Here is a 22711-nt window from a genome sequence, read left to right on the forward strand (position 1 = left end):
CCATGCAGCGGAATGCCGCCCGTCGGCGCCGGGTTGAGCGGCAGGTGAAGAAGATCGGGTTCCTGTCCTTCGGGCACTGGTCCGCGACGCAGCACTCCATGGTCCGATCCGCGTCCGACGCCCTGTTGCAGTCCATCGAGCTGGCCGTCGCCGCGGAGGACATGGGCGCCGACGGCGCGTACTACCGGGTGCACCACTTCGCCCGGCAGCTCGCCTCGCCGTTCCCGCTGCTGGCCGCCGCCGCGGCGCGCACCAGCCGGATCGAGCTGGGTACCGCGGTGATCGACATGCGCTACGAGAACCCGCTCTACATGGCCGAGGACGCCGGGGCCGCCGACCTGATCTCCGGCGGCCGGTTGCAGCTGGGTATCAGCCGGGGCTCGCCCGAGCAGGTGATCGACGGCTTCCGGTACTTCGGCCACGTCCCGCCCGAGGGCATGAGCGACGCCGACATGGCCCGCGAGCACACCCGCGTCTTCCTGGAGGTGCTCGCGGGCGAGGGCTTCGCCGAGCCCAACCCGCGTCCGATGTTCGCCAACCCGCCGGGGCTGCTGCGGGTCGAGCCGCACTCCCCCGGTCTGCGGGACCGGATCTGGTGGGGCGCAGGCACGCGGGCCACCGCGGAGTGGACGGCCGCGCACGGCCTGAACCTGATGAGCTCGACCCTGCTCAGCGAGGACACCGGGGTGCCCTTCCACCAGCTGCAGGCCGAGCAGATCCAGCGCTACCGCGACGCCTGGACCGCCGCGGGCCACGACCGAGAGCCGCGCGTCTCGATCAGCCGCAGCATCTTCCCCATCGTCAGCGACCTCGACCGGCAGCTGTTCTGGAACGAGCGCGGCGCCACCGACCAGGTCGGCAGGCTCGACGGCGGCAACGCCCGTTTCGGCAGGACCTACGCGGGCGAACCGGACAAGCTCATCGCCGAGCTCGCCGAGGACGAGGCGATCGCCGCAGCCGACACCCTCCTGCTGACCGTGCCGAACCAGCTGGGCGTCGACTACAACGCGCACGTGATCGAGAGCGTGCTCACCCACCTCGCCCCCGAGCTGGGTTGGCGGTAGCCGCTTCCGCCGGGCTCGCGCACGGGTGTGTCAGTGCTGCCAGCTCTTGTAGACGAACTCGAGGCTGTACCCGTCCGGGTCAAGGACGTTGGCCGCGTAGTAGCGGGGGTCGTAGTGCAGCCGCGGTCCGGGCGCACCGTTGTCGGTGCCACCCGCGCCGAGCGCCGCGGCGTGGGCCGCGTGGACGTCGGCCTCGCTGTCGGCCACGAAGCCGACATGCGCGGCCCGGCTGTCGACGTCGCCGCGGCGGAGCCAGAAGAAGATGCGCCCACCCGCCCCGAAGCCCTTCAGGTCGGGATGCCCGGGAGGGCCGTCACGTCCGTCGTAGTCGACGCGGACCGTGATGCCCAGCGGTGCGAGCGCTGCCGTGTAGAACGCGATCGAGCGATCGATCTCGCTGACCGGCAGGATGACGTGGTCGAGCATGGTCGGGTTCCCTTCCTCAGATGACGAAGCCGCCGGAGACCTCGATCGACCGGGCGTTGATCCAGCGATTGTCGTCGGACAGGAGCGCGGCGACGACACCGGCGACCTCGTCGGGATCGCCGACCCGGCCCAGCGCCGTCTGCGCCGCGAGCTGGGAGGCGAACTCGTCGGTGAGGCCACCGCCGAGCTCGGTGCGAACCCGCGCGGGTGGTCGCGCTCGTCATGTTCACGATCTGCCCGCCGTCGCCGAGCAGTGGGAGCAGCGCCCGGGCCAGGAAGAACGGGCCCTTGAGGTGAACGTCGACCGCCGGGTTGGCGATCAGGACGCGGAACGCCGGGTTCGTCACGTAGGCGGCCGCGGCGGGGAACGACTCCATCGTCTGCAGCAGCTCCGGGCCGACGCCCTCGCCGCCACGCCCGATGCCCGGCGACAGCCGCGCGAGCCGGAACGTCCGGCAGAGCGCCTCCAGCACCGGTGCCGACGGCGATCGCTCGCGCCCCTGTTCCAACCGGGCGTAGTAGTCGGCGCTCACCCCGAGAGCACCGCGACCTCCTCCCGGCGCAGCCCCGTGACGCGCCGGCCCGACACTGCCGGCAGTCCTGCCTCCTGCGGCGTCATCCGAGCCCGCTGACCGCGGAGGAACTCCCCCAGCTCGTTGCCCGGCGTGGTGACCACGCCGGGAGCGCTACGCGTCGCCGGTCGCCTCGGCCGGTCCGGCGTGTGACGGCACGCACGGACGATTAGCTATGGCAAGCGGTATCGTCCCGACACGATGAGTGGCACGGGGCCGGCACCGATGACATTGCGATCGATGGTGCCGTCGATGTTCCTGCCGGCCATGGTCTACGAGATCGGCAACGGCGCGGTCGCCCCCGTCATCGCGATCACCGCGCTCGATCTGGGCGCCTCGACCGGCACGGCCGGATTCCTCGTGGCGCTGCTGGGGATCGGGCAGCTGGTCGGTGACATCCCGGCCGCCGCACTGGCCGGGCGCCTGGGTGACCGGCGCGCGATGGTCCTCGCGGGCGGTGTGTCGATGGCGGCGATGCTGGGCTGCGTCCTCGCACCGTCGCTGCTGATGTTCGGCGCCTGCCTGCTCGCGCTCGGCATGTGCAACGCGACGTTCTACCTCGCCCGGCAGGCGTACCTGTCGGAGGTGGCGCCGCTGGGGTTGCGGGCGCGGGCGCTGTCCATGCTCGGGGGCTCCCACCGGGTCGGGTTGTTCATCGGGCCGTTCGTCGGTGCCGCGGTGATCAGCCTGACGACGCTGCGCGCGGCCTACGTCGTCGCGGTCGTGACCGCGGCGCTGGCCGCGCTGCTGCTGCTGGTGATCCCCGACATCGAACCGGCGGGTGGCGGGTCGGGACAGCGGGTGGGCCGGCCCGTCCGGACGCAGCCGAGCGCGGCGGTCGGGTTCGCTGCGACGTTGCGGAGCTATCGGCGGTTGCTGGCGACGCTGGGCATCGCCGTGCTCGCGATCGGCGCGACCCGCGCCGCGCGCCAGACCGTGCTCCCGCTGTGGGCCGTGCACATCGGGCTCGGCCCCGAGGCCACCAGCATCGTGTTCGGGATCGCCAGCGCCGTGGACATGGCGCTGTTCTATCCGGCGGGGAAGCTGATGGACAGCCACGGACGGCTCGCGGTCGCGGTGCCGTCCATGGTCATCCTGGGCGTGGCGATGGCCGCACTGCCGCTGACCGGCGAGGTCATCGGGCTGACCGTCGTCGCCATGGTCATGAGCTTCGGCAACGGCATCGGCTCCGGCATCGTCATGACACTCGGCGCGGACGTCGCACCTGCGGACAACCGGCTGCGCTTCCTGTCGATGTGGCGCCTGATGAGCGACACGGGCAACGCGATCGGACCCGTGATCGTCTCGGTCGTCGCCGGGTTCTGGGCACTGGCGGCCGGGATCGTCGCGGTCGGCGGCGTCGGCCTGCTCGCGGCGGGCGCACTCGTCGCCTGGGCACCGCGGTACTCACCGTTCGCGACCCGGGCCATGGTCCGCGCACGCCGCGCAGCAGCCCGGGCCGAATCGTCCTGACCCGGTCACCGTGCCTGGTCGGGGTCTGCACCGTTGCGGCGACGGCGACCGTCTCGAGACGGTGTGTCATCGCCGTCTGCCGGCGTCTCCGCGAGGGGGTGCGCCGCGGCTCCGCCGCTCGATGGGCGAACGGGCGGGCGGGTCTCCTGACGGGCGATCCGTTTCAGGTGGGGACCGACGATCAGGGCGACCACCACCGCGACGACGAGCCAGGCGGCGACGCCGACCGCGATCCAGGCGATGACGCTCACCGGCAGCCCGCGGGTGGCTCCGGGACGGAGCGGTACATCGCCCGCGGCTGGTCAGTGAACACGCGGCCAATGATCTCGCGGGTTCACGGATCCACAACTTCCCGCGTGGGTGATATTCCACTACCCCTAGTCACCGAATCGGTCCAACTTCCGGCCGGCCGTAACGCTTCGGGGTCATATCTACGAACCACTGGGCATGACTCTCCGCAGCCGGTGGGGCTTCGGCGGCGCACCGCGGTCGAAGTGGCGACCCGTCGACCAGGCCAACCGGATCATGGCGTGGGCCCGACTCGGCCTGATCGTCGCCGCAGTGATCATCGCGATCGGGACCGGGCTGCTCGCCGCCGACACCACTCCCACCCGTCTCGACGGTGTGCTGCCCTGGTCGGCAACGGCGGTCGGCTGGACCGTCGGCCTCGCCGTACTGGCCTGCTGCCTGACACTGCTGTTCGTGGTGGGCGGGCGGTGGTGGCGCCGGCTCGGCCTGGCCGAGCTCACGGTGCGGGCGCCGCGGTAGAACCGCGGGACTCGCTCACGCACCTCGTCGAGGTCGACGGCGTCGGCAAGCTGCCCGGGGCGGTGCCGCGCCACGCTACGGTGTCTCCGATGAAGTCCGCCGTGATCGTCGGTCGTTGCGCGCTGGCCGCGCTGTCACTCGCCGGGGTCGTCACGCAGTTGGTGATCGCCATGTCCGGAAACCTCGGGGTCGTCAACTTCTTCAGCTACTTCACGATCCTGTCCAACATCTTCGCGGCCACCGTCTTCATCGTGAGCGCTGTGCGGCTCGCCCGCGACGCCGAGCCCACACCGGCAGCCACCGCTGTCCGTGGCGCGTCGGTCGTCTACATGCTCTTCGTCGGCGTCGTGTTCACGACCCTGCTCCGCGACGTCGAGCTCGGCGCCCTGCAGCCATGGGTCAGGCTGGAGGCCGGGCGATCGTCACCCCGACCTCGCAGCCCTGCACCCGTCCTCGCACACGGTGCAACGCGTGCGACGACCTACGGCGGTGTGCGAGGTCGGATGGGGTGGCCGGCAAGGCCGACGCGCCGTTGAGGGTAGCCACGCGATCACCCATGCGCGATCCTCTCGGGACAGGCTGTACTCACCGCACGGAGATTCCTCGTCCGAAGGAGGATCCAGCGATGGTCGTGCACCACCCACCCTGGGAACGCGACATCGTTCTCGGCGTCGCCGGCGTGCTCGGGGCACCTGACACCGGGCTGACCGGCCCCGAGATCCAGCGCCTGCTCGCCGCCCAGAGCGCGACGGATCCGGGCTCCTCGATCGCGTCCCGCCACCGGATCGCCCACGCACTGCTCGCCCGGCAGACCGCCGACCACGCGTCCAACTGCATCATCCGGTTCATCCGGGACGCCATGGCTCCCGCGCGCTACGTCAACACACCCGGGCTGCGCCGGCTTCGTCGCGACGCGCTGAACGAGGTGCTGGCCTGCCAGGGACTGCGGGTCCTCGACGACGGTCGGCTGAGCAAGGGAGCCCGACCGACCACCCCGGACGGGCCCGGCCGGAGCGCCGACATCACGAGCACCGAGCGGCTCCGCACCGAACTGCGCCGCCGCGGCACCCATCCCGACGTGCTCAGCAGCCTCCCCGCCGACGACACCGCCACGAGCCCGCTGCACACGATGCACGCGGCGTCGCGGAGCGTCTTCACCAAGCTCCGCATGCGAGCGGGTCTCACCAGCGACGGTGCGCCGCTGGTGGACGCGGCACTGACGCCGGACGCGGCCGGGCTCCCGATACTCGCGATCAACGGCCTGACCACCGAGAGCGAACGCGCCGAGCAGCGCGGACTGGTCCATCTGATCAAGGGCCTGGCCGGGATGTGCGGCGCCCCGACGGTGCCGGATCCGCGACGCTCCCGCGCTGTGGCCGACGACGAGCTCCTCGAACTGCTCGCCATGGTCTCGATGGTGCACCGCAGGCTCGACGCCGCGAAACGACCTCTCGGATAGGCCGCGCCCGGGCACCTGCGTAAGGAACTGCGCGTGTCCTCACCCGCTTCGGCGAGCACCGTCCGGCGTACCGACCACCGGCCGGAGAGGCACGACCACGACACGTCCCACCCGATCGAGGAGATCCTGCCGCACGACTCGGCGCCCTCGGTGCGCTCATCGCCGGACTGCTGCTGGGCGCCGCCGTTCCGGCGGCCGCGGCCACGTCCGGATCGCCCGTGGCCGACCGGGTGGGTCCACTGCCGACGGTCATCGCGACGCCGCACATCTCGTTCAAGGACGCGCAGACCGGGAAGTGCTCACCATCGCGGGCGGGAGCAGCACCGCCGACAACGTCGTCGCCCTGCACTACACGTGCGACACCGACCCGTCGCGCCGGTGGCAGCCCGGCCCGAACGCCTGACGGCCGCGGTCACGCGCGTTCGGCGAACCTGCCGGCGACGTCCACGGCGATCTCGATCGCCCGTGCCGCCAGTGGGGAATGGGTGCGATCCGCCTGCCACGACAGGAAGATCTCGCGTGGCGGCAGGCCCGGCTGCAGCTCGTGCAAGGACAGCGACTCGTCGGAACCGACATCGGCGCCGTGGACGGCGAGCCGCGGCATGATCGCCGACCCCATCCCGGCGCGCACCATCGACAGCACGGTCTCGTTGCCCACGGTGCGGAACACCGTCCGCGGCTGCACGCCGCGGCGGGCGAGCGCCTGCTCCACCCGGGGCTGGTCGCAGACCAGCGGGAACGCGACCATCGGGGCGCCGTCGAGCCGGGCCAGGCGCACCGGACCGTCGGGGAAGGTGCCGCGGCGGGCCACCAGCAGGTAGGGGTCGTCGAGCAGCTTGCGGTGCTCGACGGCCCCGTCGACCCGGCCGTCGACGAACACCAGGTCGAGATCGCGGACCTGCGGACGGTCGATCTCCTCGTCGAACAGCCTGATGTCGCAGCCGGGGTGCTCGTCGCGCAGCCTGCGCACGACCATCGGCAGGATGGCGGTGGACATGCTCTGGAACGTGCCGATGTCGATGCGGCCCTCGCCCGCCCGGAACCGGTCGATCGCTGCTGTCATCGCCCGGGTGCCCGCCAGCAGCTCGCGGCCGTGTGCCAGCACCACCGCGCCGAGCGGGGTGATCCGCACCGGTCGCGGGCCCCCCGGCCGGTCGAACACGGCACCGCCGACGGTGCGCTCCAGCGCCGCGATCTGCTGGCTCACCGTGGACTGGGTGTACCCGAGCCGCGTGGCCGCACGCCCAAACGAGCCCTCGTCGGCAACAGCGACCAGCGCGGTGAGATGGCGCAGTTCGACGTCGGACACGGCGTCACCCTAGCCCATTACATCGCCGCATACGATTGCTTCGATCGGACATCATCGCTTTTGGCGATGCCCCGGTTGTCCTAGTTTGAGGGTCATGACCGATCACCTCTCCCACGGCGAGCAGCTCGTCCCGATCGGCGACGTCGAGCTGTGCGTCGAGACCTTCGGAGACCCCCGCGACCCGGCCGTCCTGCTCATCGACGGCGCGGCCGCCTCGATGCTGTGGTGGGGGTCCGCGATGTGCGAGCAGATCGCGCGCGGTGACCGCTTCGTGATCCGCTACGACAACCGGGACACCGGCAGATCCACCAGCTACCCGCCGGGGCGGCCGGGCTACACGTACCCGGACCTGGCCGGGGACGCACTCGAGATCCTGGACGCCCTGGACGTCGAGCGGGCACACCTCGTGTGCCGGTCGATGGCGGGCGGGGTCGGCGTCATCGTCGCCGTCGACCACCCCGACCGCGTCGCGTCGCTCACCCTGGTCTCCACCTCCACGGGCGAGGACGGCCTGCCACCGTCGTCGGACTCGGCCCGCGTCACCCTCCCCGATCCGGACCCCGCCGATCCCGCTGCGGTGGTGGAGGTCGTCGTCGCGTGGGCGAAGGCGTACTCGGGCGGCTCCCCCTACTTCGACGAGGCCGCCACCCGCGTGCTGGTCGAACGCGACGTGGCCCGCACCCGCGACATCGCGTCCATGCTCACCAACCACTACGCCATCGACTTCACCGGATCCGCCCGCGACTTCGCCGCCGTCACGGCGCCGACGCTGGTGGTGCACGGCGATCACGACCCCGTTCTCCCGCTCCCCCACGGGCAGGCGCTGCGCAACGCGATCCCCGGCGCGGAGCTGCTGGTGCTGGCAGGTGCGGGTCACGACCTGCCGGAACCGCTGTGGGACGTGTTCGTCCCGGCTCTGATCCGCCATACCGCGGGAGGCCGTCCATGAACGACCTGTTCGACTACGACGCCGAACTGCGCCGGCACAACGTGCCCTTCCGCGCCGCCGCCCGCGTCGGCCCCCGCGACCGGGTGCTCGACGTCGGCTGCGGCACGGGCCAGTCCACGCGCGAGGCCGCAGGCGCCGCGGTCGCCGGCAGCGCGATGGGCGTGGACGCCTCCGCACGGATGCTCGAACGGGCCCGACTGCTCAGCGCCGACCAGGGAATCGCCAACATCACCTTCCAGCAGGCCGACGCCCAGGTCCACGCGTTCCCCCCGGCGCACTTCGACCTGTGCATCAGCAGGTTCGGCACGATGTTCTTCGCCGACCCGGGCGCCGCGTTCACCAACATCGGGCGCGCGCTGCGCCCCGCGGCGCGCCTGGTGCTGCTGGTCTGGCAGGAGCGCGACCGCAACGAGTGGGCCACCGCGATCCGCCGGGCCCTCACGGACGCACCGCCTGCACCCAGCGCCGGTCCGGACGCGTTCTCGCTCGCCGATCCGACCGCCACGGAAACGATCCTGGCGGCGGCGGGCTTCACCGACGTCGGTTTCACCGAGGTGCACGAGCCCGTCTACTACGGCCCGGACAGCGCGACGGCCTTCGCGGCCGCGCTCGGGCTGTGGGAGGCCAACGACCAGCTCGCCCACCTCGACCCCGCGGCGGCCGAGCAGGCACGCACGCGGCTGCGCGCCACCCTCGACGCCCACACCACCGAGGACGGCGTGCTCTTCGACTCGCGAGCCTGGATCGTCACGGCCCGCCGCCGCTGATCACCGCCGCTGATCACACTGGCGGCGACGCCGGCTCCTCCACGACCCGGATGATCGTCCGGCCGCGGGGACGGGTGCGCCGGGCGAACGCCGACGCCGTCTCCGAGAGCGGTCCTACGGCCCCGATGACGGGGGTGAGCCGCCCGGCCCGGACGCGCTCGGCGAGGTCGGCCAACCGGACCCGGTCGGGTTCGACGACGAAGAAGACGGCGCGCCCGCCGCTGGGCTGCACGGTGGGTGGCTCGGCGATGGACACGAGGGTGCCGCCGGGGCGCACCAGCGCCGTCGACCGCTCGAGGACGTCGCCGCCGATGACGTCGAACACGACGTCCACCTCGCCGGCATCCCGCAGATCGTCGGCGTCCAGGTCGAGGAAGGCCTGCGCGCCCCTACCGAGCACTGCAGCGCGGTCGGCGGCTCGCCCGGTGCCGATCACCCGCGCGCCCGCGTCCCGCGCGAGCTGGACGGCGAGCGAACCGACGCCGCCCGCGGCGCCGTGGATGAGCACGCTCTGGCCGGTCGTGAGGTGGGCGTGGTCGAACAGCCCCTGCCATGCGGTCAGTCCGGAGATGACCAGCGCGGCCGCGACGGTGTGGTCGATGTCGGCCGCGAGGGGGGCGAGGTTGCGGGCCTCCACCGCGGTGTACTCGGCCAGCGATCCGTTGCGGGCCCAGTCGGCCAACCCGAACACCCGCTGGCCGACGGTGAGGCCGGTGGTTCCGTAGCCGAGCTCGGCCACGACCCCGGACAGCTCGTGCCCGGGGATGCTGGGTGTCCGGTCCCGGCCGGCGCGGTCGGTCCAGGTGGCGGGCCAGTCGAGCTCGCCGGGGGTGAAGCCCGCGGCGTGCACCCGCACGATGACGTCGTTCTCCGCGGCGTGCGGGTGCGGCACCTCGGTCAGGGTGAGGCCGTCGACACCCGCAGCACGGTCCTGGACGGTGATCGCTCGCATGCTCGAACCCTTCCCGATCAGCCCCGTCCCCCTCAACTCGGCCATGGCGAGCCCACGATCCGCTCGACCGTCGTCGTGCGCCGGAACCCGGGGACGAAGTGCTCCAGCACGTCGGAGTTCACGGTGCCGTTCGTGGTGTCGGGACGGTGCTCGAGCCCGTCGACGAAGGCTCGCAGGAACTCGTTCTTGAAGTCCCCACGGGGGTGGACGGCGAGGATCTCGTCCACCTGGTCGCGGTCCATCCCGGCCAGTCCGAGGCCGAGCACGTCGGTCAGGACACCGAGGTTCGTCGTCGCGATCTCGGGGGACATCCGGCCCGGGATGCCTGGCGTGGTGTGCAGCGCGATCGCCGTCCAGACGGTGTCGGCGGCAGCGCTCGAGAAGCCCTGTTCCAGGAGGAACCTGCGCGCATGATCGGCACCGTCGACCTCGAAGCGCTGCTCGACGTCGGAGAAGGGGGTCAGCAGGCCGGTGTCGTGGAACAACGCCGCCAGGTAGAGCAGCTCCGGGTCCGGTTCGACGGCCAGGCGCTGAGCGTGGATCAGTCCGAAGAGGAAGACCCGCCTGGAGTGGTGGTAGATGAGAGGGCTGGTCGTCTCCTGGATGAGCCCGGTCGCCTTGGCGACCGCGCCCGTCCCCGGAATCTCCAACCCCGCGATGACCTCGGCCATGACCTCTGACCTTCCGGGAATTGTCGGGTGCGGACGGTGTGTCCGACATCCATGCTGCCCAACGGTCACCCGGTTGCGCCGCCACCGTCCGGCCAGGAATCACCCGTATCCGGACAGGGGCGGCGTCACGCGGCCGGCCTCACTCCTGCGGCAGGCCGACCGCGTCCCCGTACGCCGCGGCGATGTCCTCGGAACTGCTCCACCTGCTGTAGGTCGGCGACTGGGGCCACCCCGGCGGGGAGTCCTGCCATTCCTCCTGGCGCCCGTAGGGCAGCAGGTCGAGGAGCCCGAACAGGTAGCCGAGCTGCTCGGTGCCGCGGCCGGCGGTGTGCCAGGTGCGGAACACCCGGTCGCCGTCGCGGAGGAAGACGTTCACGGCGAACCCCTCACCGGGCCCGGCGCCGACATCGGCGCCGAAGGGACTGTTCGCCGTGGAGTACCAGGTCATCGCATTGCCGACGCGCCGCTTGTACGCGAGTGCCTCCTCGATCGGACCCTGGGTCACGATGACGAAGCGCGCGTCGAAGTTGTCGAGGCCCTCCAGCCGCGTGAACTGCGTGGTGAACCCGGTGCAGCCGGGGCACTGCCACACCTCGCCGGGGAACCACATGTGGTTGTAGACGATCAGCTGCGAACGGCCGTCGAAGACCTCGGCGAGCCGAACCGGCCCGTCCGCGCCCTCCAGCGTGTAGTCGGGCATCTCGACCATCGGCAGCCTGCGCCGCTGTGCGGCGATCGCGTCCAGCTCGCGGGTCGCGGCCTTCTCCCTGCTCCGCAGGCTGTCGAGCTCACGCTGCCACGTGCCCGCGTCGACGACGGGCGGTAGGGACGTGGTGCTCATGGGACCTCCAGTGCTGCTCGGATCGTGGTCGCAGCCGCGGCCACCGGTGGTTGACTCCCCCCGCACGGTGAACTCATCGGTGGATCGGCGACGTCCGGGCTCGTCCACCGCTACCGTTGCGCCGACAGACCATCCAGGGAGGGCCCGTGCAGCAGGTCGTCGACTTCCAGGACGTCTCCGCCGCCGGGCTGGAATCGTCCCCGTTCGCGGCGGCCCTCGCGGGACTGCGGGCCAACGAGGCGCGCTACTACCGCAACAAGTACGACCACACCTTCACCGTCTCCCCTGCAGGCGAGGCGGCGGAGATCGTCGACTGGGTGCACCGCATCCTCGAGGAGGAGCGCGACATCGTGATCGCGGCCAGCCCGCTGGAGGCCACGTCCTTCGAGGTCGAGGGCACGCGGATGGCGTACGTGTTCTACGAGTCCGGACTGTCGGTGAACGTGATGTACGGCCTGGCGGACGGGATGAAGCGCGCGGTCGGGTTCAAGCTGGCGGAGGGGATGGAGGTTCCCGAGGAACTCGCGTCCCGCTTCAAGTTCGCGCGGCAGAAGTCGAAGCTGGCCGGCACGATCCGTGGCACCTTCTTCGTGATCAAGGGTGAGTACTGATCCTCGGGATCGGTGGCGGCCCCGCCACATCGTCCGGTGCCGCGATGACCTCCACCGACACCAGTGCCACGCCCATGTCGCGGATCTTCCCGAGCAGCCCGTGCAGCGCCGCCTGGTCCGGGTGCCGGCGGCCAGCAGCAGCGCGGCCCACCGGGCGAGGACGGCGGCTCGGAACAGGGCGATGCCGAACAGGAGGCCGCCGCCCACGTAGGCGATGCCCACGGCGGTGTTGAGGGTCTGCAGCAGGCCGATGTCGCCGGTCGCGGTGCCGCCGGAGGCCACGGCGAGGACGTCGGTGACGTAGCCGGGTGCGCTGTGCGCGAGCGCGGGCAGCACGGTGACGCCGATGACCTCGACGCCGAGCACGAGCAGGTAGCAGGCGCCGAGCACGAGGTAGCCGAGCAGGCCGAGCAGCCCGGTCCGGCGCACCTGACACAGGTACATGCCGGTGATGCCGGCGAGCGCGAGGACCGCCATGGCCACCCTCGCACCCTGCCGGGCCGCGTACTCGGCCGTCGTGACGAACGCGAGGTCCAGCGACGGGTGGTTGATCTGCACGCCGATGAACAGCAGGCCCGCGGCGGCGGCGCACAGCCCGGCGGCGCGGCTGAGGTGGTGGTGCCGACGTCGCACACCCTCGCCGGTCGTCGCACACGCTCCACGGCATGCGAGGACGGGTGCCGGTCTGCGACGTCGGCAACGAGCGGCGCCGCCAGTATGGCTCGGCCGTCGCCGTGTGGACCGGCTCACTCCCGCCTGCGGTCGAGGTGCAGGCACAGCGCAACCGCCTCGACGCCCGCCGGATCGCTCGCCATGCCGGATGGCTCTGACGTCACACCTCGTTAGGTTGTGCGACTACCTTTAGTCAGTTAATCTACTGCCATGATCCCGACGCGCCCCCCACGGACACTGCGGCACTCCTGGCTGGCGCTGGCCGGTCTGTCGGCGGTGTTCCTCTTCGAGATGCTCGACAACTCGATCCTCAACGTCGCCCTGCCCACGATCGGACGCGAGCTGGACGCGTCGACCACCGCCCTGCAGTGGGTGACCGGCGCCTACGGTGTCGTGTTCGGCGGATTGATGCTGGCGTTCGGCGCGCTGGCCGACCGGTCCGGTCGACGGCGGATGATGCTCATCGGGCTGGTCCTGCTCGGCGTGGCGAGCCTGGGGACCGCGTTCGTCACCACCGCGGACCAGCTGATCGCCGTGCGGGTGGCGATGGGGATCGCGGCCGCGATGACCACTCCCGGCTCGATGGCGCTGGCCTTCCGGCTCTACGCCGACGACGACCTGCGCGTCCGCGCCTTCAACCTCATCTCGACCGTGGGCATGGTCGGCCTCGCCGTCGGACCGACGGCGGGCGGTTTCGTGCTGGCGTTCGCGCCGTGGCAGGTCCTGCTGCTGGTGAACGTGCCGATCGCCGTGTTCGCGTTCGTCGCCATCCGGGCCGGCATAGCCGCGGACACCGCGGCCGAACTGCACCGCGACCCGGTGGACATCGCCGGGGCCGCACTGGGCACGGCCACCATCGTGCTCGCGCTCGTCGCGCCGACGTTCTTCGTCGACCAGGGCGCCGGATCCTGGGCGGCCTGGGCGGCCACCGCCGCGGCGGTGGTGGCGGGGATCCTGTTCGTCCTGCGCGAGCGCTCGGCGCGCTACCCGCTGCTCGATCTCGCGCTCGTGGCCCGTCCGCTGGTCTCGAGCGGCCTGGCCTACAAGGCCGCGGCCGGACTCGCCGTCGCCGGCCTCGGCTACATGGTGACGCTGCAGTTGCAGCTCGACTGGGGCTGGCCGCCCGCGCTGGCCGCCATCGGGATGCTGCCGCAGGTCGTGGTGCTGGTCGCCGGCAGCGCGATCGTCGCTCCGTTCGTGAAACGGTTCGGCCTCGACGACGCCGCGTGGATCAGCGCGACGGCGGTGGTGCTCGGGCTCGCGGTCTACGCCGCGCTGGGCCGCCTCGGTTACGCGTGGATCGCACTCGCGCTCGTGCTCGTGGCGGCCGGGCTGCGTGTGCTCGGTGTCGTCGCCGGAACCAACGTGCTCCGAGGCCTGCCGGCGAACCGGACCACGATCGGCGCCGCGCTCGTCGACACCGCCTCCCAGGTGACCACCGGCGTCGGCATCGCCGCCACCGGCACCATCCTCGCTGCGATGTTCACCGGCAGCATCGCCACGCCGCACTGGACAGCGGCGCAGACCGCGCAGTTCCAGGACGCCATCGGCGTCGCGGGCTGGACGCTGACCGGGGTGGCCGGAGCGCTCGTCACCTGGGCGTTCCTGCGCACCCGACGCGCTGCCGGGCCCGACGTCACCGGAGAGCTCGATGGTGCTTGACCTGGACCCGAGGTCAGGGTGGACGCTCGTCGCATGACCAGGTCGATCACCTCATCCTGGACCGGCATGGTGCCCGTCGACGACATCGAAGCGATCCGCGGACTACTCCTTCGAAGCGTGCCTTCGCGACGTCGACGCGATCATCGAGGCGACCGGCGTGGAGCGGCCGCTGCTGGTCGGCTGGTCCTACGGCGCGGCGGTCGCGGTGCACTGGGCCCGCCCGAAACCCGCACCGGGTCGCCGGCGTGGTCCCGGTCGACGGCGCGGTTCCGTGGGGGCTGACCGGCGAGGCGTGACGGGCCTGCAGCGAGGCCGCCACCCGCTACCGGCTGATCGCCCACCACGGCGAGCAGCGCCCATCAGCCGGGGCCCGGCTGGGCCGTGCTCGTCGAGGCGAAGCTGCGCGCCGCGGGCGTCCAGGTCTCGGGACCGGACACGTCCTGACCCGGTCGTCAACGCCCGAACTTCGCCTTCGCCTCCGGCGTGACCGGGGTGAACAGGTTGACGAGGTTGCCATCGGGGTCACGCAGCAGCAGGGAGCGATTGCCCCACGGCATCGTCGTCGGCGCGGCGACGAACGTGCTCGTCAGTGGCCGGAGCCGCTCGTACTCGGCGTCGACGTCGTCGACGAGGAACTCGATGATCGCGGAATGGTTGTCGGCGGCGCGGGCCGAGCCGGCCCCGAACAGCGCGACCGTGCGCGTGCTGCCGATGGCGACCGTGCCCGCCGGCGTCTCGAGCTCGGCGAAGTCGGGCGTCGACCATCGGACGGGCAACCCGCTGACCTGCTCGTAGAAGCCGGCCAAGCGGGCGACATCGTCGGTGATGAGGCGGATCGACACCAGCATGTGGTTGCTCATGACCAGCACGTTAGGACCGGTACCGGACAGTCCCCGCCCGGTATCAGCGGCATACTTCCGCCATGACGCGACCCACCACGCGGATGCTCGCCCTGCTCGAGATCCTGCAGGCCGGTGGTACGCGCACGGTCGGTGAGCTGGCGGCCCGGCTGGACGTCGATGAGCGCACCGTCCGGCGCTACGTCGAGCACCTGGGGGACCTCGGGATCCCGGTGCGGTCGCTGCGCGGCCGCTACGGCGGGTACCGGCTCGAGCCCGGGTACCGCATGCCGCCGCTGATGCTCACCGACGACGAGGCCCTCGCCGTCTTGCTGGGACTGATCCTCGGGCGCCGGACGGGTCTGGTGGCCACCTCCGTCACCGCGGTCGAGAGCGCTCTGGCGAAGGTGCAGCGCGTGCTGCCGGCAACGCTGGGACGTCGGCTGGACGCGCTGCTGCAGTCCAGCGAGCTGACCGTCGGCAGCACCGCCGGGACCGAGGTCGAGACGACCGTACTGCTCATCGTCGCCGAGGCGGCCCGCGACCGCCGGCCGGTCGCGATGGCCTACACCGCACCCGACGGGCGGCGCAGCGAGCGGACCCTGCACCCGTACGGCATCGTCGCCCATTCCGGACGGTGGTACGTCACCGGAGCGGACTCGGCCAGTGGCGAGACCCGGACCTTCCGCCTCGACCGGATCACCGCACCTCAGCTGCAACCGGGGACCTTCGAGCTCCCCCGCGGGTTCGACCCCACGCAGCACGTCCTGTCCGGGCTGGCGCAGGCACCGCGCCGCCATGCGGTCTCGGTGCGGGTCCAGGGCACGGTCGAGCGCGTCCGGTCCCGGCTGCCGACCGGCCTCGCGACCGTGCACCCCGTCCCGGACCGCGACGGCTGGGTCCGCGTGCGGCTGCAGGCCGAACGGCTGGACTGGGTACCCGCCGTGCTCGCCGGGCTGGACCTGCCGTTCGCCGTGGAGGAACCCGAAGCGCTGCGCGATCTCCTGCGGTCGCTGGCAGCGCGACTCAGCAGCGGCGCCGAGGCCACACCGTTGGCGCCGGCACCGACAGACCCCACCGCGCCAACCCCGTAGCCACCGCGCCGACGTCCCGACATCGGCGCCGCGGCCAACGGGTTGGCGCCGTCACCGGTGTCCGCCGTACTAGGCTCGCGGCGTGGCCGAGTTGCGACCGCAGTTGTCCGCCGTCGAGCAGCGCGTGCTGGGCGCGCTCCTGGAGAAGCAGCGCACGGTCCCGGCGAGCTACCCGCTCACCCTCACCGCCCTGCGCACGGCCTGCAACCAGACGAGCAACCGGGATCCGATCACCGACTTCGACGACGCGCTGCTGCAGCCGACGCTCAAGGAACTGCGGGACCGCGAGCTGGTCCGGCCGGTGTGGACGGGCGCGGGCTCGCGGGTGCTGAAGTACCACCAGCGGCTCGAGGAGCACCTCGGGGTCGGCGAGCCCGAGGTGGCGGTGCTGACCGTGTTGTTGCTGCGCGGGCCCCAGGCCCCCGGCGAGCTGCGGACCCGGACCACCCGGCTGCACCCCTTCGAGGACCGCACCGCGGTGGAGGCGACGCTCCGCGGCCTGGCGGAGCTGCCGGAGCCGCTGGTCGTCGAGCTGGAGCAGCGACCGGGTCAGCAGGACCGGCGGTGGGCTCATCTGCTCGGGCCGCTGCCGGAGTCGGTGACGCCCCCCGCCCCGCACGTCGATCGCGATGTCGTGATCGCCGAGGGTACCGCGGCGCGGGACGCCCGCGTGCTCGCCGGCTACGACGCCGCCGCCCCGGGCTACGCGCGCGAGCTGGCCGGCGAGCTGGCGCACAAGCCGTTCGACTGCTGGCTGCTCGACCGCATCGCGGTCGACGCGGACGGCGGACCGGTCGCGGACGTCGGCACCGGGCCCGGGCACATCGCGGCCCGGCTCGCGGCAGCCGGCGCGTCGGTGCTCGGCGTCGACCTGTCCCCCGTGATGATCGACCAGGCCAGGGAGCTGTTCCCGGACGTCGAGTTCCAGGTCGGTGACCTGACGAACCTGCTGCGCCCGCGCGCCGCCGCCGGCTGGTCGGCCATCACCGCCTGGTACGCGTTCGTGCACATGGCCACCTCCGAGCTCCCGGCCGTGATCGCCGGCCTCGCCCGGCTGCTGGTTCCCGGCGGCCGGTTGGCGTTGGCCCTGCATGAGGGCGAGGAGGTGCACCACGTCGACGAGATCTTCGGTGCCGCCGTGGACCTGGACTTCGTGCTGCACAACGCGGCCGAGGTGCTCGACGCCGTCACCGCCGCCGGGCTGGTGGACGTCGAGTGGTACCGGCGCTCGCCCCTCCTCGACGTGGAGACGCCCACCGACCGCCTCTACGTCATGGCCCGCCGACCGCTCTGATCGCAAGACCGGGCGACTTCGCACACCGTCACCGGTCCTCGCACACGTTCCACGCCGTGCGAAGACGGGTCACGATGTGCGAAGTGGCCCGCTCAGCCCGGTGCGTCCAGCCAGCGAGCCGCGGCATCGAACGTGTCGCTCGCCGTGCTGTTGAAGGCGATCGCGGCATCGGGTGCAAGCCGGTGCACCAGGTTGATGATCCGCTCGAACAGTTCCACCTGGTCCTCCGGCTTGCGGACACCGCCGCCCACGACGACGACCTCCCACACCGCACGCCCGAGCGCGGCCGTCACGACCGCCTCGATGTCGTCGCTCCCGTCGAGACCGAACAGGCAGGACTCGACCGCGACCCCGGCCTCGGCGAACCGCGTCATCCCGGCGGCGATCGCCTCGGCAACGGGCGCCGGGTCCCATGGCCCGGGCACCCGGTACGGATCGAGCCCGATCACCAGAACCCGCGGCGCATCCACCTGTGCCACCGTAGTCGTGAGACCGCCCTCGACGCTCCCGTCGGCACCTGAACTGGCGCTCTCCTCGGGTCGGGGCGCTATCGTCACGCGTGAGTGCTGGAGGGCGCTTCCGGGTCCGCGGGCAGGACTGAGTCCACCTCCGCGGTACGAGGCCGATCGACCCCGCGTTGCCGACCTCCTTCCCGGCTCGGCACGCGGACCTCGAGCCGGCGAGGAGTCCGCATGCCCGCGCTGCCGTCCCGCCCGGATCTGGAGCAGCTGCGCCACCGGGCGAAGGATCTGTTGCACGCCGCAAGGGCCGGTGATCGCGCGGCGCGATCCCGCATCGATGCCGTGGCGGATCGGGTGGCGCTGGCCACGGCCCAGCTCGCCATCGCGCGCGAACACGGGTTCCCGAGCTGGGTGCAGCTGCGCGCCGAGGTCGACCGCCGCCGCATCCTCGACGACCGCGACCTCGGGCGGCTCACCGCTGCGCTGGCGCGGGACCCGGGCTCGGCGACGTCCCCGCTGCGGAACTGGTCCGATCATCCGCACGGGACGGCGCCGCTGAGCTACGTCGCGATGCTGCGCTACGACACCGCCGCCAGGATCTGGCGGGAAGTCCCCGGCACGGCGGCGATGGCCCGGGCGCTGCTGCGCGCAGGCGCGCCGGTCGACGGCGCCGCGGGTGATCCGGAGACCCCGCTGATCACGGCCGCGAGCTATGGCGATGCCGGCGTCGCCCAGGTGCTCATCGACGCGGGCGCGGACCTCGCAGCCGTGGCCGCACCGACGGCGGGCGGCATCCCGGGGGCGACCGCGCTGGAACACGCGGCGATCTTCGGCATGACCGCCGTCGTGGACGTGCTCGTCGGCGCCGGAGCCGAGGTCGGCAGCCTCGCCATCGCGGCCGCAGCCGGAGATCTCACCGGGTGGGAGCTCGGCACGGAGTCCGAACAGGACCGGATCCGCGCGCTGGTCATGGCGGCCGACCACGAGCGGCTCGACGTCATCGACGAGCTCGTGGCCGCCGGCACCCCGATCGACGGCGTCGACCGGATCTGGGGTCGACAGCCACTGTGGACAGCAGCGGAGAACGGGCGTCCGGCGGGTGTGGCGCACCTGCTCGCCCACCACGCCGACCCGAACCTGCGCGATCCCGAGCACCGCACCGCGCTGGATCGCTGCCGGGCCGGGCGGGCCACGCAGCAGGACGGCTCCCACCACGATCGGGTCGAGGCACTGCTCGCGCCCGGCACCCGGGGTGGCCCCGCATCCGGCCCGCGGTGACCTCCTCTCGACGTGCCTCGCCCGTCGGAATACGCTACACATTTGGCCGATTTGAGGACGGGAGCTCGTGATCGATCCGCTGCTGAGCCGGGCCGCGCCCGCCGACGACCCGCTGACCCGCTTCTTCTGGAGCTCGGGTGCCGACGGCCTGCTGCGCATCCTGCGCTGCGGCGCGTGCGGCTACTACACCCATCCGCCCACGTCACGCTGCCCGCGCTGCCTGGCTGTCGAGGTCGCGCCGGCGGCGGTGTCGGGGCGCGGCACCGTCCACACCTTCACGATCAACGTCCAGGAGTGGACACCCGGCCAGCAGCCCTACGTCTACGCCGTGGTCGAGCTGCCCGAGCAGGAGGGCCTGCGCCTGACCAGCAACGTCGTCGGCGTCGCTCCGGAGGAGGTGCACATCGGCATGCCGGTGCGCGTCGTCTTCGTCGAGCGGCACGGCAGCCACTACCCCCTCTTCACCCCGGACGGCCCCGCATGAGCCGCCCGTTCGAGCACGACGTGGTGATCAGCGGGGTCGCCCGCTCCGCCGTGGGCCGCCGACTCGGCCGCTCCTCCCTCGATCTCACCCTCGACGCGGTGCTCGCCGCGCTCGCCGACGCCGGCCTGACCCGCGCAGACGTCGACGGCCTGTCGACCTATCCCGGCGGGTACGCCGACCAGACCCACGGCTACGGGGGTCCGCCGCCCGCCGCGGTGCAGGACGCGCTGCGGCTGGACCTGTCCTGGTTCGTCGGTGCCGCCGAGCTGCCGGGGCAGCTCGGGGCGCTCGTGTCCGCGGCGATGGCGGTGTCGACCGGCCTCGCCCGGCACGTCGTCGTCTACCGCACGGTCACCGAGTCCAGCGCGCAGGGCGCGGCCGGGCGGGGCTCGGTGCTGCCGGGTGCCGAGCCGGCAGCGAGCGGGATCGGCGAGTGGAGCGCGCCGTTCGGTGGTGTGTCCGCGGTCAACTGGCTGGCACCGGTCGCGATGCGCCACATGCACTGCTACGGCACCACGCGCGAGCAGTTGGGGCAGATCGCGCTGGCGGCCCGTCGGGGTGCCGCGCTCGACCCCGGGTTCGGGGTGTTCACCGCACCGTTGGGCCTCGACGACTACCTGGCCGCCCGGATGATCTCCACACCGCTGTGCCTGCTCGACTGCGACGTGCCGGTCGACGGGTCCACCGCCCTCGTCGTCTCCCCGGCCGCGTACGCACCGGACGCTCCGCACGGCGCCGTCGGGATCGAGGCGTTCGGCACCGCCCTGCACGGACGCCCGTCATGGGACCAGTACGCGGACCTGACGTCGATGGCCGCCCAGGGCGCGTCCCGGCACCTGTGGAGCCGCACCGACCTGAAGCCCTCCGACGTCGACATCGCCCAGCTCTACGACGGCTTCAGCATCCTGGCGCTCGTCTGGCTGGAGGCGCTCGGGTTCTGCGCACAGGGCGAGGGCGGGCCGTTCCTCGACGGCGGGGCGAACATCGCGCCGGACGGGCGGCTGCCGCTCAACACGGCGGGCGGGCAGCTGTCCGGGGGCCGGCTGCACGGCTTCGGCCTGCTGCACGAGGCCGTGGTGCAGCTGCGCGGCCAGGCCGGATCGCGCCAGATCCGCGACGCGGAGGTGGCGGTCGTGGCGAACGGCGGCGGCCCGATAGCCGGCGCAACGCTCCTGACCCGCCGCTAGCTGACGCACACCGCGAGGGGCTCACGCACACCGTTGACGGTGTGCGTGAGCCCCTGACGGTATGCGTGGGCTAGCTGCGGCCCGTCAGCTCGGCGGCGATCTCGCGCCGCACGATCTTGCCGGTGACGTTGCGGGGGATCTCCGCCCAGACGACGATGCGGTCGGGGGTCCGGGAACCGCGCAGCGCCGCCCGCACGTGCTCCCGCAGTGCGTCGCCGTCGACCGCGCGCCCGGCCACCGGCACCACCACGGCCTCGACGCGCTGGCCCCATTCCTCGTCCGGGGTGCCGACCACCACGGCGTCGGCGACGTCGGGGTGGCGCAGCAGGACGTCCTCGATCTCGGCGGGCGCGATGTTCTCCGCGCCGCGGATGATCGTGTCGTCCACCCGCCCGTCGACGAAGAGGTAGCCCTCGGCATCGAGGCGGCCCTGGTCGCGGGTGTCGAAGAAGCCCCGGTCGTCGACCGCGGGCCCGGACCCCGCGTACTCCCCCGACACCTGGTCACCGCGCACCCAGATCCGCCCGGCCACGCCCGGCGCCACCACCGAGCCGTCGTCGGCGCGGACCTCGATCTCGATGCCCGGGACGGCCCGCCCCGCCGAGCCCAGCCGCGCGCGCACGTCGGCATCGTCGGACGCGAGCGCGGCCCGGTGCTCCGCCGGGCCCAGCACGGTGATCGTGGAGCTGGTCTCGGTGAGGCCGTAGGCGTTGACGAACCCGACGTGCGGCCACTCCCGCAGCGCTGCGTCGATGACGCGCGGGGGCATCCGGGCCCCGCCGTAGGCGAGGGAGCGCAGCGCGGGAAGGGTGCGGTCGAGGTCTGCGCTGTCGAGGTCGGGGCGCTCCATGATCCGCGCGAGCATCGTCGGCACCACCATCGCGGACGTGACGCCCTCCGCCCGCACCAGCGCCAGCCAGCCCTCCGGGGTGAACGCGGGCAGCGTCACGACCCGCCGGCCGGCGTACAGGCTGGTCAGGACGTTGGAGACACCCGCGATGTGGTACGGCGGCACGCTGACGAGCGACGCCTCGTCCTCCTCGGCCGACGCGAACTCGACGGTGCCGAGCACGTAGGACACGAGGTTCTCGTGGCGCAGCAGCACGCCCTTGGGCGCCGACGTGGTGCCGCTCGTGTAGATCACCACGGCCGGGGCGTCCGGGGCCTCGGGCGCATCCGACGACCCCCCGGTGGCCGCGGCTGCGTCGGCGAGCCACTCCTGTGGCGTCCGGCCCTGGCCCTCGTCGGCGATCACCAGCGCACCCGGGTGGCGGGCCAGTATGCCGTCGAGCTGCTCGGCGCCGAGCCGGTAGTTCACCGGCACCAGCGGCACACCCGCCGTGGCGGCGGCGAACAGCGCCGCCGGGAACGCCGGGCCGTTCACGGCCAGGTAGACGAGCGCATCGGCGTCGCGCAGCAGCCGCGCACCGCCCCGGGCGAGCGCCTGCAGCCGGGCCGCGGTCAGACCGCCCGAGCGCGGGCCCGCGACCACGCGGTCGCCGAACCCCTCCACCGCCATGTCGAGCAGCACCGTCACGTTCATCGCGGATCAGTCCGACGCGGGCAGCGGTGACGCCGTCTTGACCGGCAGCGCCTCCCCCGCGACGGCGAGCGTGCCGCCGCCCGGCTTGGTGCAGAGCAGCTCCACCCCCAGCGCAGGCGCGGCGTAGCGCTTGCCCAGCAGGGTGCCTGCCTGCTGATCCGGGTCGCCTGCGTGGGTCGCACCCGCGTCAGGCCCCTTCGGATCCACCATCGGCGCGCCACCGCAGGTGATGTCGATGTCGCCGTCCGGCCAGCGGATGACGATCACCGTTGTGGCGTCGACGGTGCTGGCGAGGATCTGTCCGACGCGTGCCTTCATCGGGCCTGCTCCTTCTC

At 72.6% G+C, this 22711-nt stretch carries 25 protein-coding genes and 3 pseudogenes; 16 read left to right on the forward strand and 12 right to left on the reverse strand.

From position 1 onward, the window contains the following. The first annotated feature begins 44 nt into the window (after positions 1 to 44). Positions 45 to 1064 carry an LLM class flavin-dependent oxidoreductase gene (locus ACFPFQ_RS05255; protein WP_379615319.1) on the forward strand — a complete coding sequence of 340 codons (1020 nt, stop codon included), beginning with the start codon at positions 45 to 47 and terminating at the stop codon, positions 1062 to 1064. Between the two features lie 30 nt (positions 1065 to 1094). Here the strand turns inward: ACFPFQ_RS05255 and ACFPFQ_RS05260 are convergent, their stop codons facing one another. The 4 genes and pseudogenes from ACFPFQ_RS05260 to ACFPFQ_RS05275 form a co-directional block, all read right to left on the reverse strand. After that, on the reverse strand, positions 1095 to 1490 hold the full coding sequence (locus tag ACFPFQ_RS05260) for a VOC family protein (RefSeq protein ID WP_379615321.1): 396 nt from the start codon (positions 1488 to 1490) through the stop codon (positions 1095 to 1097). Positions 1491 to 1506: 16 nt separating this feature from the next. Further along, positions 1507 to 1683: pseudogene (locus tag ACFPFQ_RS05265) on the reverse strand (SDR family oxidoreductase); the annotation flags it as partial. A gap of 295 nt (positions 1684 to 1978) precedes the next feature. Further along, positions 1979 to 2023 (reverse strand): annotated as a pseudogene (locus tag ACFPFQ_RS05270) (hypothetical protein); the annotation flags it as partial. Continuing rightward, entirely contained in the window at positions 2020 to 2166 is a 147-nt protein-coding gene (locus ACFPFQ_RS05275) for a hypothetical protein (RefSeq protein ID WP_379615323.1), read from the reverse strand. The gene ACFPFQ_RS05275 and the pseudogene ACFPFQ_RS05270, both read right to left, overlap by 4 nt. A gap of 136 nt (positions 2167 to 2302) precedes the next feature. Here ACFPFQ_RS05275 and ACFPFQ_RS05280 point away from each other — a divergent pair, with 136 nt between their 5' ends. The 4 genes from ACFPFQ_RS05280 (at position 2303) to ACFPFQ_RS05295 (ending at position 5762) form a co-directional block, all read left to right on the forward strand. Then, positions 2303 to 3535, forward strand: coding sequence for an MFS transporter (locus ACFPFQ_RS05280; protein ID WP_379615325.1), 1233 nt, complete (start codon positions 2303 to 2305; stop codon positions 3533 to 3535). A gap of 447 nt (positions 3536 to 3982) precedes the next feature. Beyond that, positions 3983 to 4303, forward strand: a complete 321-nt coding sequence (locus ACFPFQ_RS05285; protein WP_379615327.1) for a hypothetical protein — start codon at positions 3983 to 3985, stop codon at positions 4301 to 4303. 89 nt (positions 4304 to 4392) lie between these two features. Continuing rightward, positions 4393 to 4839, forward strand: a complete 447-nt coding sequence (locus tag ACFPFQ_RS05290; RefSeq protein WP_379615329.1) for a Pr6Pr family membrane protein — start codon at positions 4393 to 4395, stop codon at positions 4837 to 4839. An 89-nt stretch (positions 4840 to 4928) separates the two neighbouring features. Further along, entirely contained in the window at positions 4929 to 5762 is an 834-nt protein-coding gene (locus ACFPFQ_RS05295) for a TIGR02391 family protein (RefSeq protein WP_379615331.1), read from the forward strand. A 412-nt stretch (positions 5763 to 6174) separates the two neighbouring features. Here ACFPFQ_RS05295 and ACFPFQ_RS05300 read toward each other — a convergent pair whose 3' ends face one another. Then, positions 6175 to 7071 carry a LysR family transcriptional regulator gene (locus tag ACFPFQ_RS05300; protein ID WP_379615333.1) on the reverse strand — a complete coding sequence of 299 codons (897 nt, stop codon included), beginning with the start codon at positions 7069 to 7071 and terminating at the stop codon, positions 6175 to 6177. 94 nt (positions 7072 to 7165) lie between these two features. Between ACFPFQ_RS05300 and ACFPFQ_RS05305 the strand changes: the two genes are divergently transcribed. Further along, the gene (locus ACFPFQ_RS05305) at positions 7166 to 8020 is read left to right on the forward strand and encodes an alpha/beta fold hydrolase (protein WP_379615335.1); all 855 of its coding nucleotides are present in this window, start codon (positions 7166 to 7168) and stop codon (positions 8018 to 8020) included. After that, positions 8017 to 8787, forward strand: coding sequence for a class I SAM-dependent methyltransferase (locus ACFPFQ_RS05310; protein WP_379615337.1), 771 nt, complete (start codon positions 8017 to 8019; stop codon positions 8785 to 8787). The genes ACFPFQ_RS05305 and ACFPFQ_RS05310 overlap by 4 nt, the downstream gene beginning before the upstream one ends. Before the next feature lie 13 nt (positions 8788 to 8800). On the opposite strand, the gene ACFPFQ_RS05315 is transcribed toward ACFPFQ_RS05310, so the two are convergent. From ACFPFQ_RS05315 to ACFPFQ_RS05325, 3 genes are all read right to left on the reverse strand, one after another. Further along, positions 8801 to 9739, reverse strand: coding sequence for an NADP-dependent oxidoreductase (locus tag ACFPFQ_RS05315; protein WP_379615339.1), 939 nt, complete (start codon positions 9737 to 9739; stop codon positions 8801 to 8803). Positions 9740 to 9771: 32 nt separating this feature from the next. After that, positions 9772 to 10410, reverse strand: coding sequence for an HD domain-containing protein (locus ACFPFQ_RS05320; protein WP_379615341.1), 639 nt, complete (start codon positions 10408 to 10410; stop codon positions 9772 to 9774). Positions 10411 to 10549: 139 nt separating this feature from the next. Then, positions 10550 to 11251: a DUF899 domain-containing protein gene (locus tag ACFPFQ_RS05325; RefSeq protein WP_379615343.1), complete on the reverse strand. Its 702-nt coding sequence runs from the start codon at positions 11249 to 11251 to the stop codon at positions 10550 to 10552. Positions 11252 to 11397: 146 nt separating this feature from the next. Here ACFPFQ_RS05325 and ACFPFQ_RS05330 point away from each other — a divergent pair, with 146 nt between their 5' ends. The 4 genes and pseudogenes from ACFPFQ_RS05330 to ACFPFQ_RS05345 all read left to right on the forward strand — a co-directional run. Next, positions 11398 to 11862 carry a phage tail protein gene (locus ACFPFQ_RS05330; RefSeq protein WP_379615345.1) on the forward strand — a complete coding sequence of 155 codons (465 nt, stop codon included), beginning with the start codon at positions 11398 to 11400 and terminating at the stop codon, positions 11860 to 11862. Between the two features lie 665 nt (positions 11863 to 12527). After that, complete coding sequence (locus tag ACFPFQ_RS05335) at positions 12528 to 12692, forward strand: hypothetical protein (RefSeq protein WP_379615347.1); 165 nt, start codon at positions 12528 to 12530, stop codon at positions 12690 to 12692. 52 nt (positions 12693 to 12744) lie between these two features. Next, the gene (locus tag ACFPFQ_RS05340) at positions 12745 to 14196 is read left to right on the forward strand and encodes an MFS transporter (protein ID WP_379615349.1); all 1452 of its coding nucleotides are present in this window, start codon (positions 12745 to 12747) and stop codon (positions 14194 to 14196) included. Between the two features lie 133 nt (positions 14197 to 14329). Beyond that, a pseudogene (locus ACFPFQ_RS05345) lies at positions 14330 to 14683 on the forward strand (alpha/beta fold hydrolase); the annotation flags it as partial. Here the strand turns inward: ACFPFQ_RS05345 and ACFPFQ_RS05350 are convergent. Further along, positions 14649 to 15056: a VOC family protein gene (locus tag ACFPFQ_RS05350; RefSeq protein WP_379615351.1), complete on the reverse strand. Its 408-nt coding sequence runs from the start codon at positions 15054 to 15056 to the stop codon at positions 14649 to 14651. The pseudogene ACFPFQ_RS05345 and the gene ACFPFQ_RS05350 sit on opposite strands and share 35 nt — an antisense overlap. Before the next feature lie 62 nt (positions 15057 to 15118). On the opposite strand from ACFPFQ_RS05350, the gene ACFPFQ_RS05355 reads away from it, so the two are divergent. Together ACFPFQ_RS05355 and ACFPFQ_RS05360 are read left to right on the forward strand one after the other, a co-directional pair. After that, on the forward strand, positions 15119 to 16129 hold the full coding sequence (locus ACFPFQ_RS05355; protein WP_379615352.1) for a helix-turn-helix transcriptional regulator: 1011 nt from the start codon (positions 15119 to 15121) through the stop codon (positions 16127 to 16129). Between the two features lie 82 nt (positions 16130 to 16211). Then, the gene (locus ACFPFQ_RS05360; RefSeq protein ID WP_379615354.1) at positions 16212 to 17423 is read left to right on the forward strand and encodes a DUF480 domain-containing protein; all 1212 of its coding nucleotides are present in this window, start codon (positions 16212 to 16214) and stop codon (positions 17421 to 17423) included. A gap of 92 nt (positions 17424 to 17515) precedes the next feature. Here ACFPFQ_RS05360 and ACFPFQ_RS05365 read toward each other — a convergent pair whose 3' ends face one another. Further along, entirely contained in the window at positions 17516 to 17893 is a 378-nt protein-coding gene (locus tag ACFPFQ_RS05365) for a hypothetical protein (protein WP_379615355.1), read from the reverse strand. Between the two features lie 222 nt (positions 17894 to 18115). Between ACFPFQ_RS05365 and ACFPFQ_RS05370 the strand changes: the two genes are divergently transcribed. The 3 genes from ACFPFQ_RS05370 to ACFPFQ_RS05380 all read left to right on the forward strand — a co-directional run bounded on the left by ACFPFQ_RS05370 (position 18116) and on the right by ACFPFQ_RS05380 (position 20833). Then, positions 18116 to 19162 carry an ankyrin repeat domain-containing protein gene (locus ACFPFQ_RS05370; protein WP_379615357.1) on the forward strand — a complete coding sequence of 349 codons (1047 nt, stop codon included), beginning with the start codon at positions 18116 to 18118 and terminating at the stop codon, positions 19160 to 19162. Between the two features lie 67 nt (positions 19163 to 19229). Then, positions 19230 to 19646 carry a Zn-ribbon domain-containing OB-fold protein gene (locus tag ACFPFQ_RS05375; protein ID WP_379615359.1) on the forward strand — a complete coding sequence of 139 codons (417 nt, stop codon included), beginning with the start codon at positions 19230 to 19232 and terminating at the stop codon, positions 19644 to 19646. Next, positions 19643 to 20833: a thiolase C-terminal domain-containing protein gene (locus ACFPFQ_RS05380; RefSeq protein ID WP_379615361.1), complete on the forward strand. Its 1191-nt coding sequence runs from the start codon at positions 19643 to 19645 to the stop codon at positions 20831 to 20833. Before ACFPFQ_RS05375 ends, ACFPFQ_RS05380 begins: the two co-directional genes overlap by 4 nt. A gap of 70 nt (positions 20834 to 20903) precedes the next feature. Here the strand turns inward: ACFPFQ_RS05380 and ACFPFQ_RS05385 are convergent, their stop codons facing one another. Both ACFPFQ_RS05385 and ACFPFQ_RS05390 read right to left on the reverse strand, forming a co-directional pair. After that, entirely contained in the window at positions 20904 to 22376 is a 1473-nt protein-coding gene (locus tag ACFPFQ_RS05385) for a class I adenylate-forming enzyme family protein (protein WP_379615363.1), read from the reverse strand. Between the two features lie 6 nt (positions 22377 to 22382). Continuing rightward, positions 22383 to 22694 (reverse strand): hypothetical protein, encoded by a 312-nt coding sequence (locus ACFPFQ_RS05390; protein WP_379615365.1) that lies wholly within the window; start codon positions 22692 to 22694, stop codon positions 22383 to 22385. Between the last annotated feature and the right edge of the window lie 17 nt (positions 22695 to 22711).

Source organism: Pseudonocardia sp. GCM10023141 (assembly GCF_042653605.1).

Excerpts from the sequence above, each read along its gene's own strand:
- ACFPFQ_RS05260 (WP_379615321.1), bottom strand. The coding sequence starts at position 1,490 with ATGCTCGACCACGTCATCCTGCCGGTCAGCGAGATCGATCGCTCGATC.
- ACFPFQ_RS05280 (WP_379615325.1), top strand. The coding sequence starts at position 2,303 with ATGGTGCCGTCGATGTTCCTGCCGGCCATGGTCTACGAGATCGGCAAC.
- ACFPFQ_RS05285 (WP_379615327.1), top strand. The coding sequence starts at position 3,983 with ATGACTCTCCGCAGCCGGTGGGGCTTCGGCGGCGCACCGCGGTCGAAG.
- ACFPFQ_RS05290 (WP_379615329.1), top strand. The coding sequence starts at position 4,393 with ATGAAGTCCGCCGTGATCGTCGGTCGTTGCGCGCTGGCCGCGCTGTCA.
- ACFPFQ_RS05295 (WP_379615331.1), top strand. The coding sequence starts at position 4,929 with ATGGTCGTGCACCACCCACCCTGGGAACGCGACATCGTTCTCGGCGTC.
- ACFPFQ_RS05305 (WP_379615335.1), top strand. The coding sequence starts at position 7,166 with ATGACCGATCACCTCTCCCACGGCGAGCAGCTCGTCCCGATCGGCGAC.
- ACFPFQ_RS05310 (WP_379615337.1), top strand. The coding sequence starts at position 8,017 with ATGAACGACCTGTTCGACTACGACGCCGAACTGCGCCGGCACAACGTG.
- ACFPFQ_RS05315 (WP_379615339.1), bottom strand. The coding sequence starts at position 9,739 with ATGCGAGCGATCACCGTCCAGGACCGTGCTGCGGGTGTCGACGGCCTC.
- ACFPFQ_RS05320 (WP_379615341.1), bottom strand. The coding sequence starts at position 10,410 with ATGGCCGAGGTCATCGCGGGGTTGGAGATTCCGGGGACGGGCGCGGTC.
- ACFPFQ_RS05325 (WP_379615343.1), bottom strand. The coding sequence starts at position 11,251 with ATGAGCACCACGTCCCTACCGCCCGTCGTCGACGCGGGCACGTGGCAG.
- ACFPFQ_RS05335 (WP_379615347.1), top strand. The coding sequence starts at position 12,528 with ATGCGAGGACGGGTGCCGGTCTGCGACGTCGGCAACGAGCGGCGCCGC.
- ACFPFQ_RS05340 (WP_379615349.1), top strand. The coding sequence starts at position 12,745 with ATGATCCCGACGCGCCCCCCACGGACACTGCGGCACTCCTGGCTGGCG.
- ACFPFQ_RS05350 (WP_379615351.1), bottom strand. The coding sequence starts at position 15,056 with ATGAGCAACCACATGCTGGTGTCGATCCGCCTCATCACCGACGATGTC.
- ACFPFQ_RS05355 (WP_379615352.1), top strand. The coding sequence starts at position 15,119 with ATGACGCGACCCACCACGCGGATGCTCGCCCTGCTCGAGATCCTGCAG.
- ACFPFQ_RS05370 (WP_379615357.1), top strand. The coding sequence starts at position 18,116 with ATGCCCGCGCTGCCGTCCCGCCCGGATCTGGAGCAGCTGCGCCACCGG.
- ACFPFQ_RS05380 (WP_379615361.1), top strand. The coding sequence starts at position 19,643 with ATGAGCCGCCCGTTCGAGCACGACGTGGTGATCAGCGGGGTCGCCCGC.
- ACFPFQ_RS05385 (WP_379615363.1), bottom strand. The coding sequence starts at position 22,376 with ATGAACGTGACGGTGCTGCTCGACATGGCGGTGGAGGGGTTCGGCGAC.
- ACFPFQ_RS05390 (WP_379615365.1), bottom strand. The coding sequence starts at position 22,694 with ATGAAGGCACGCGTCGGACAGATCCTCGCCAGCACCGTCGACGCCACA.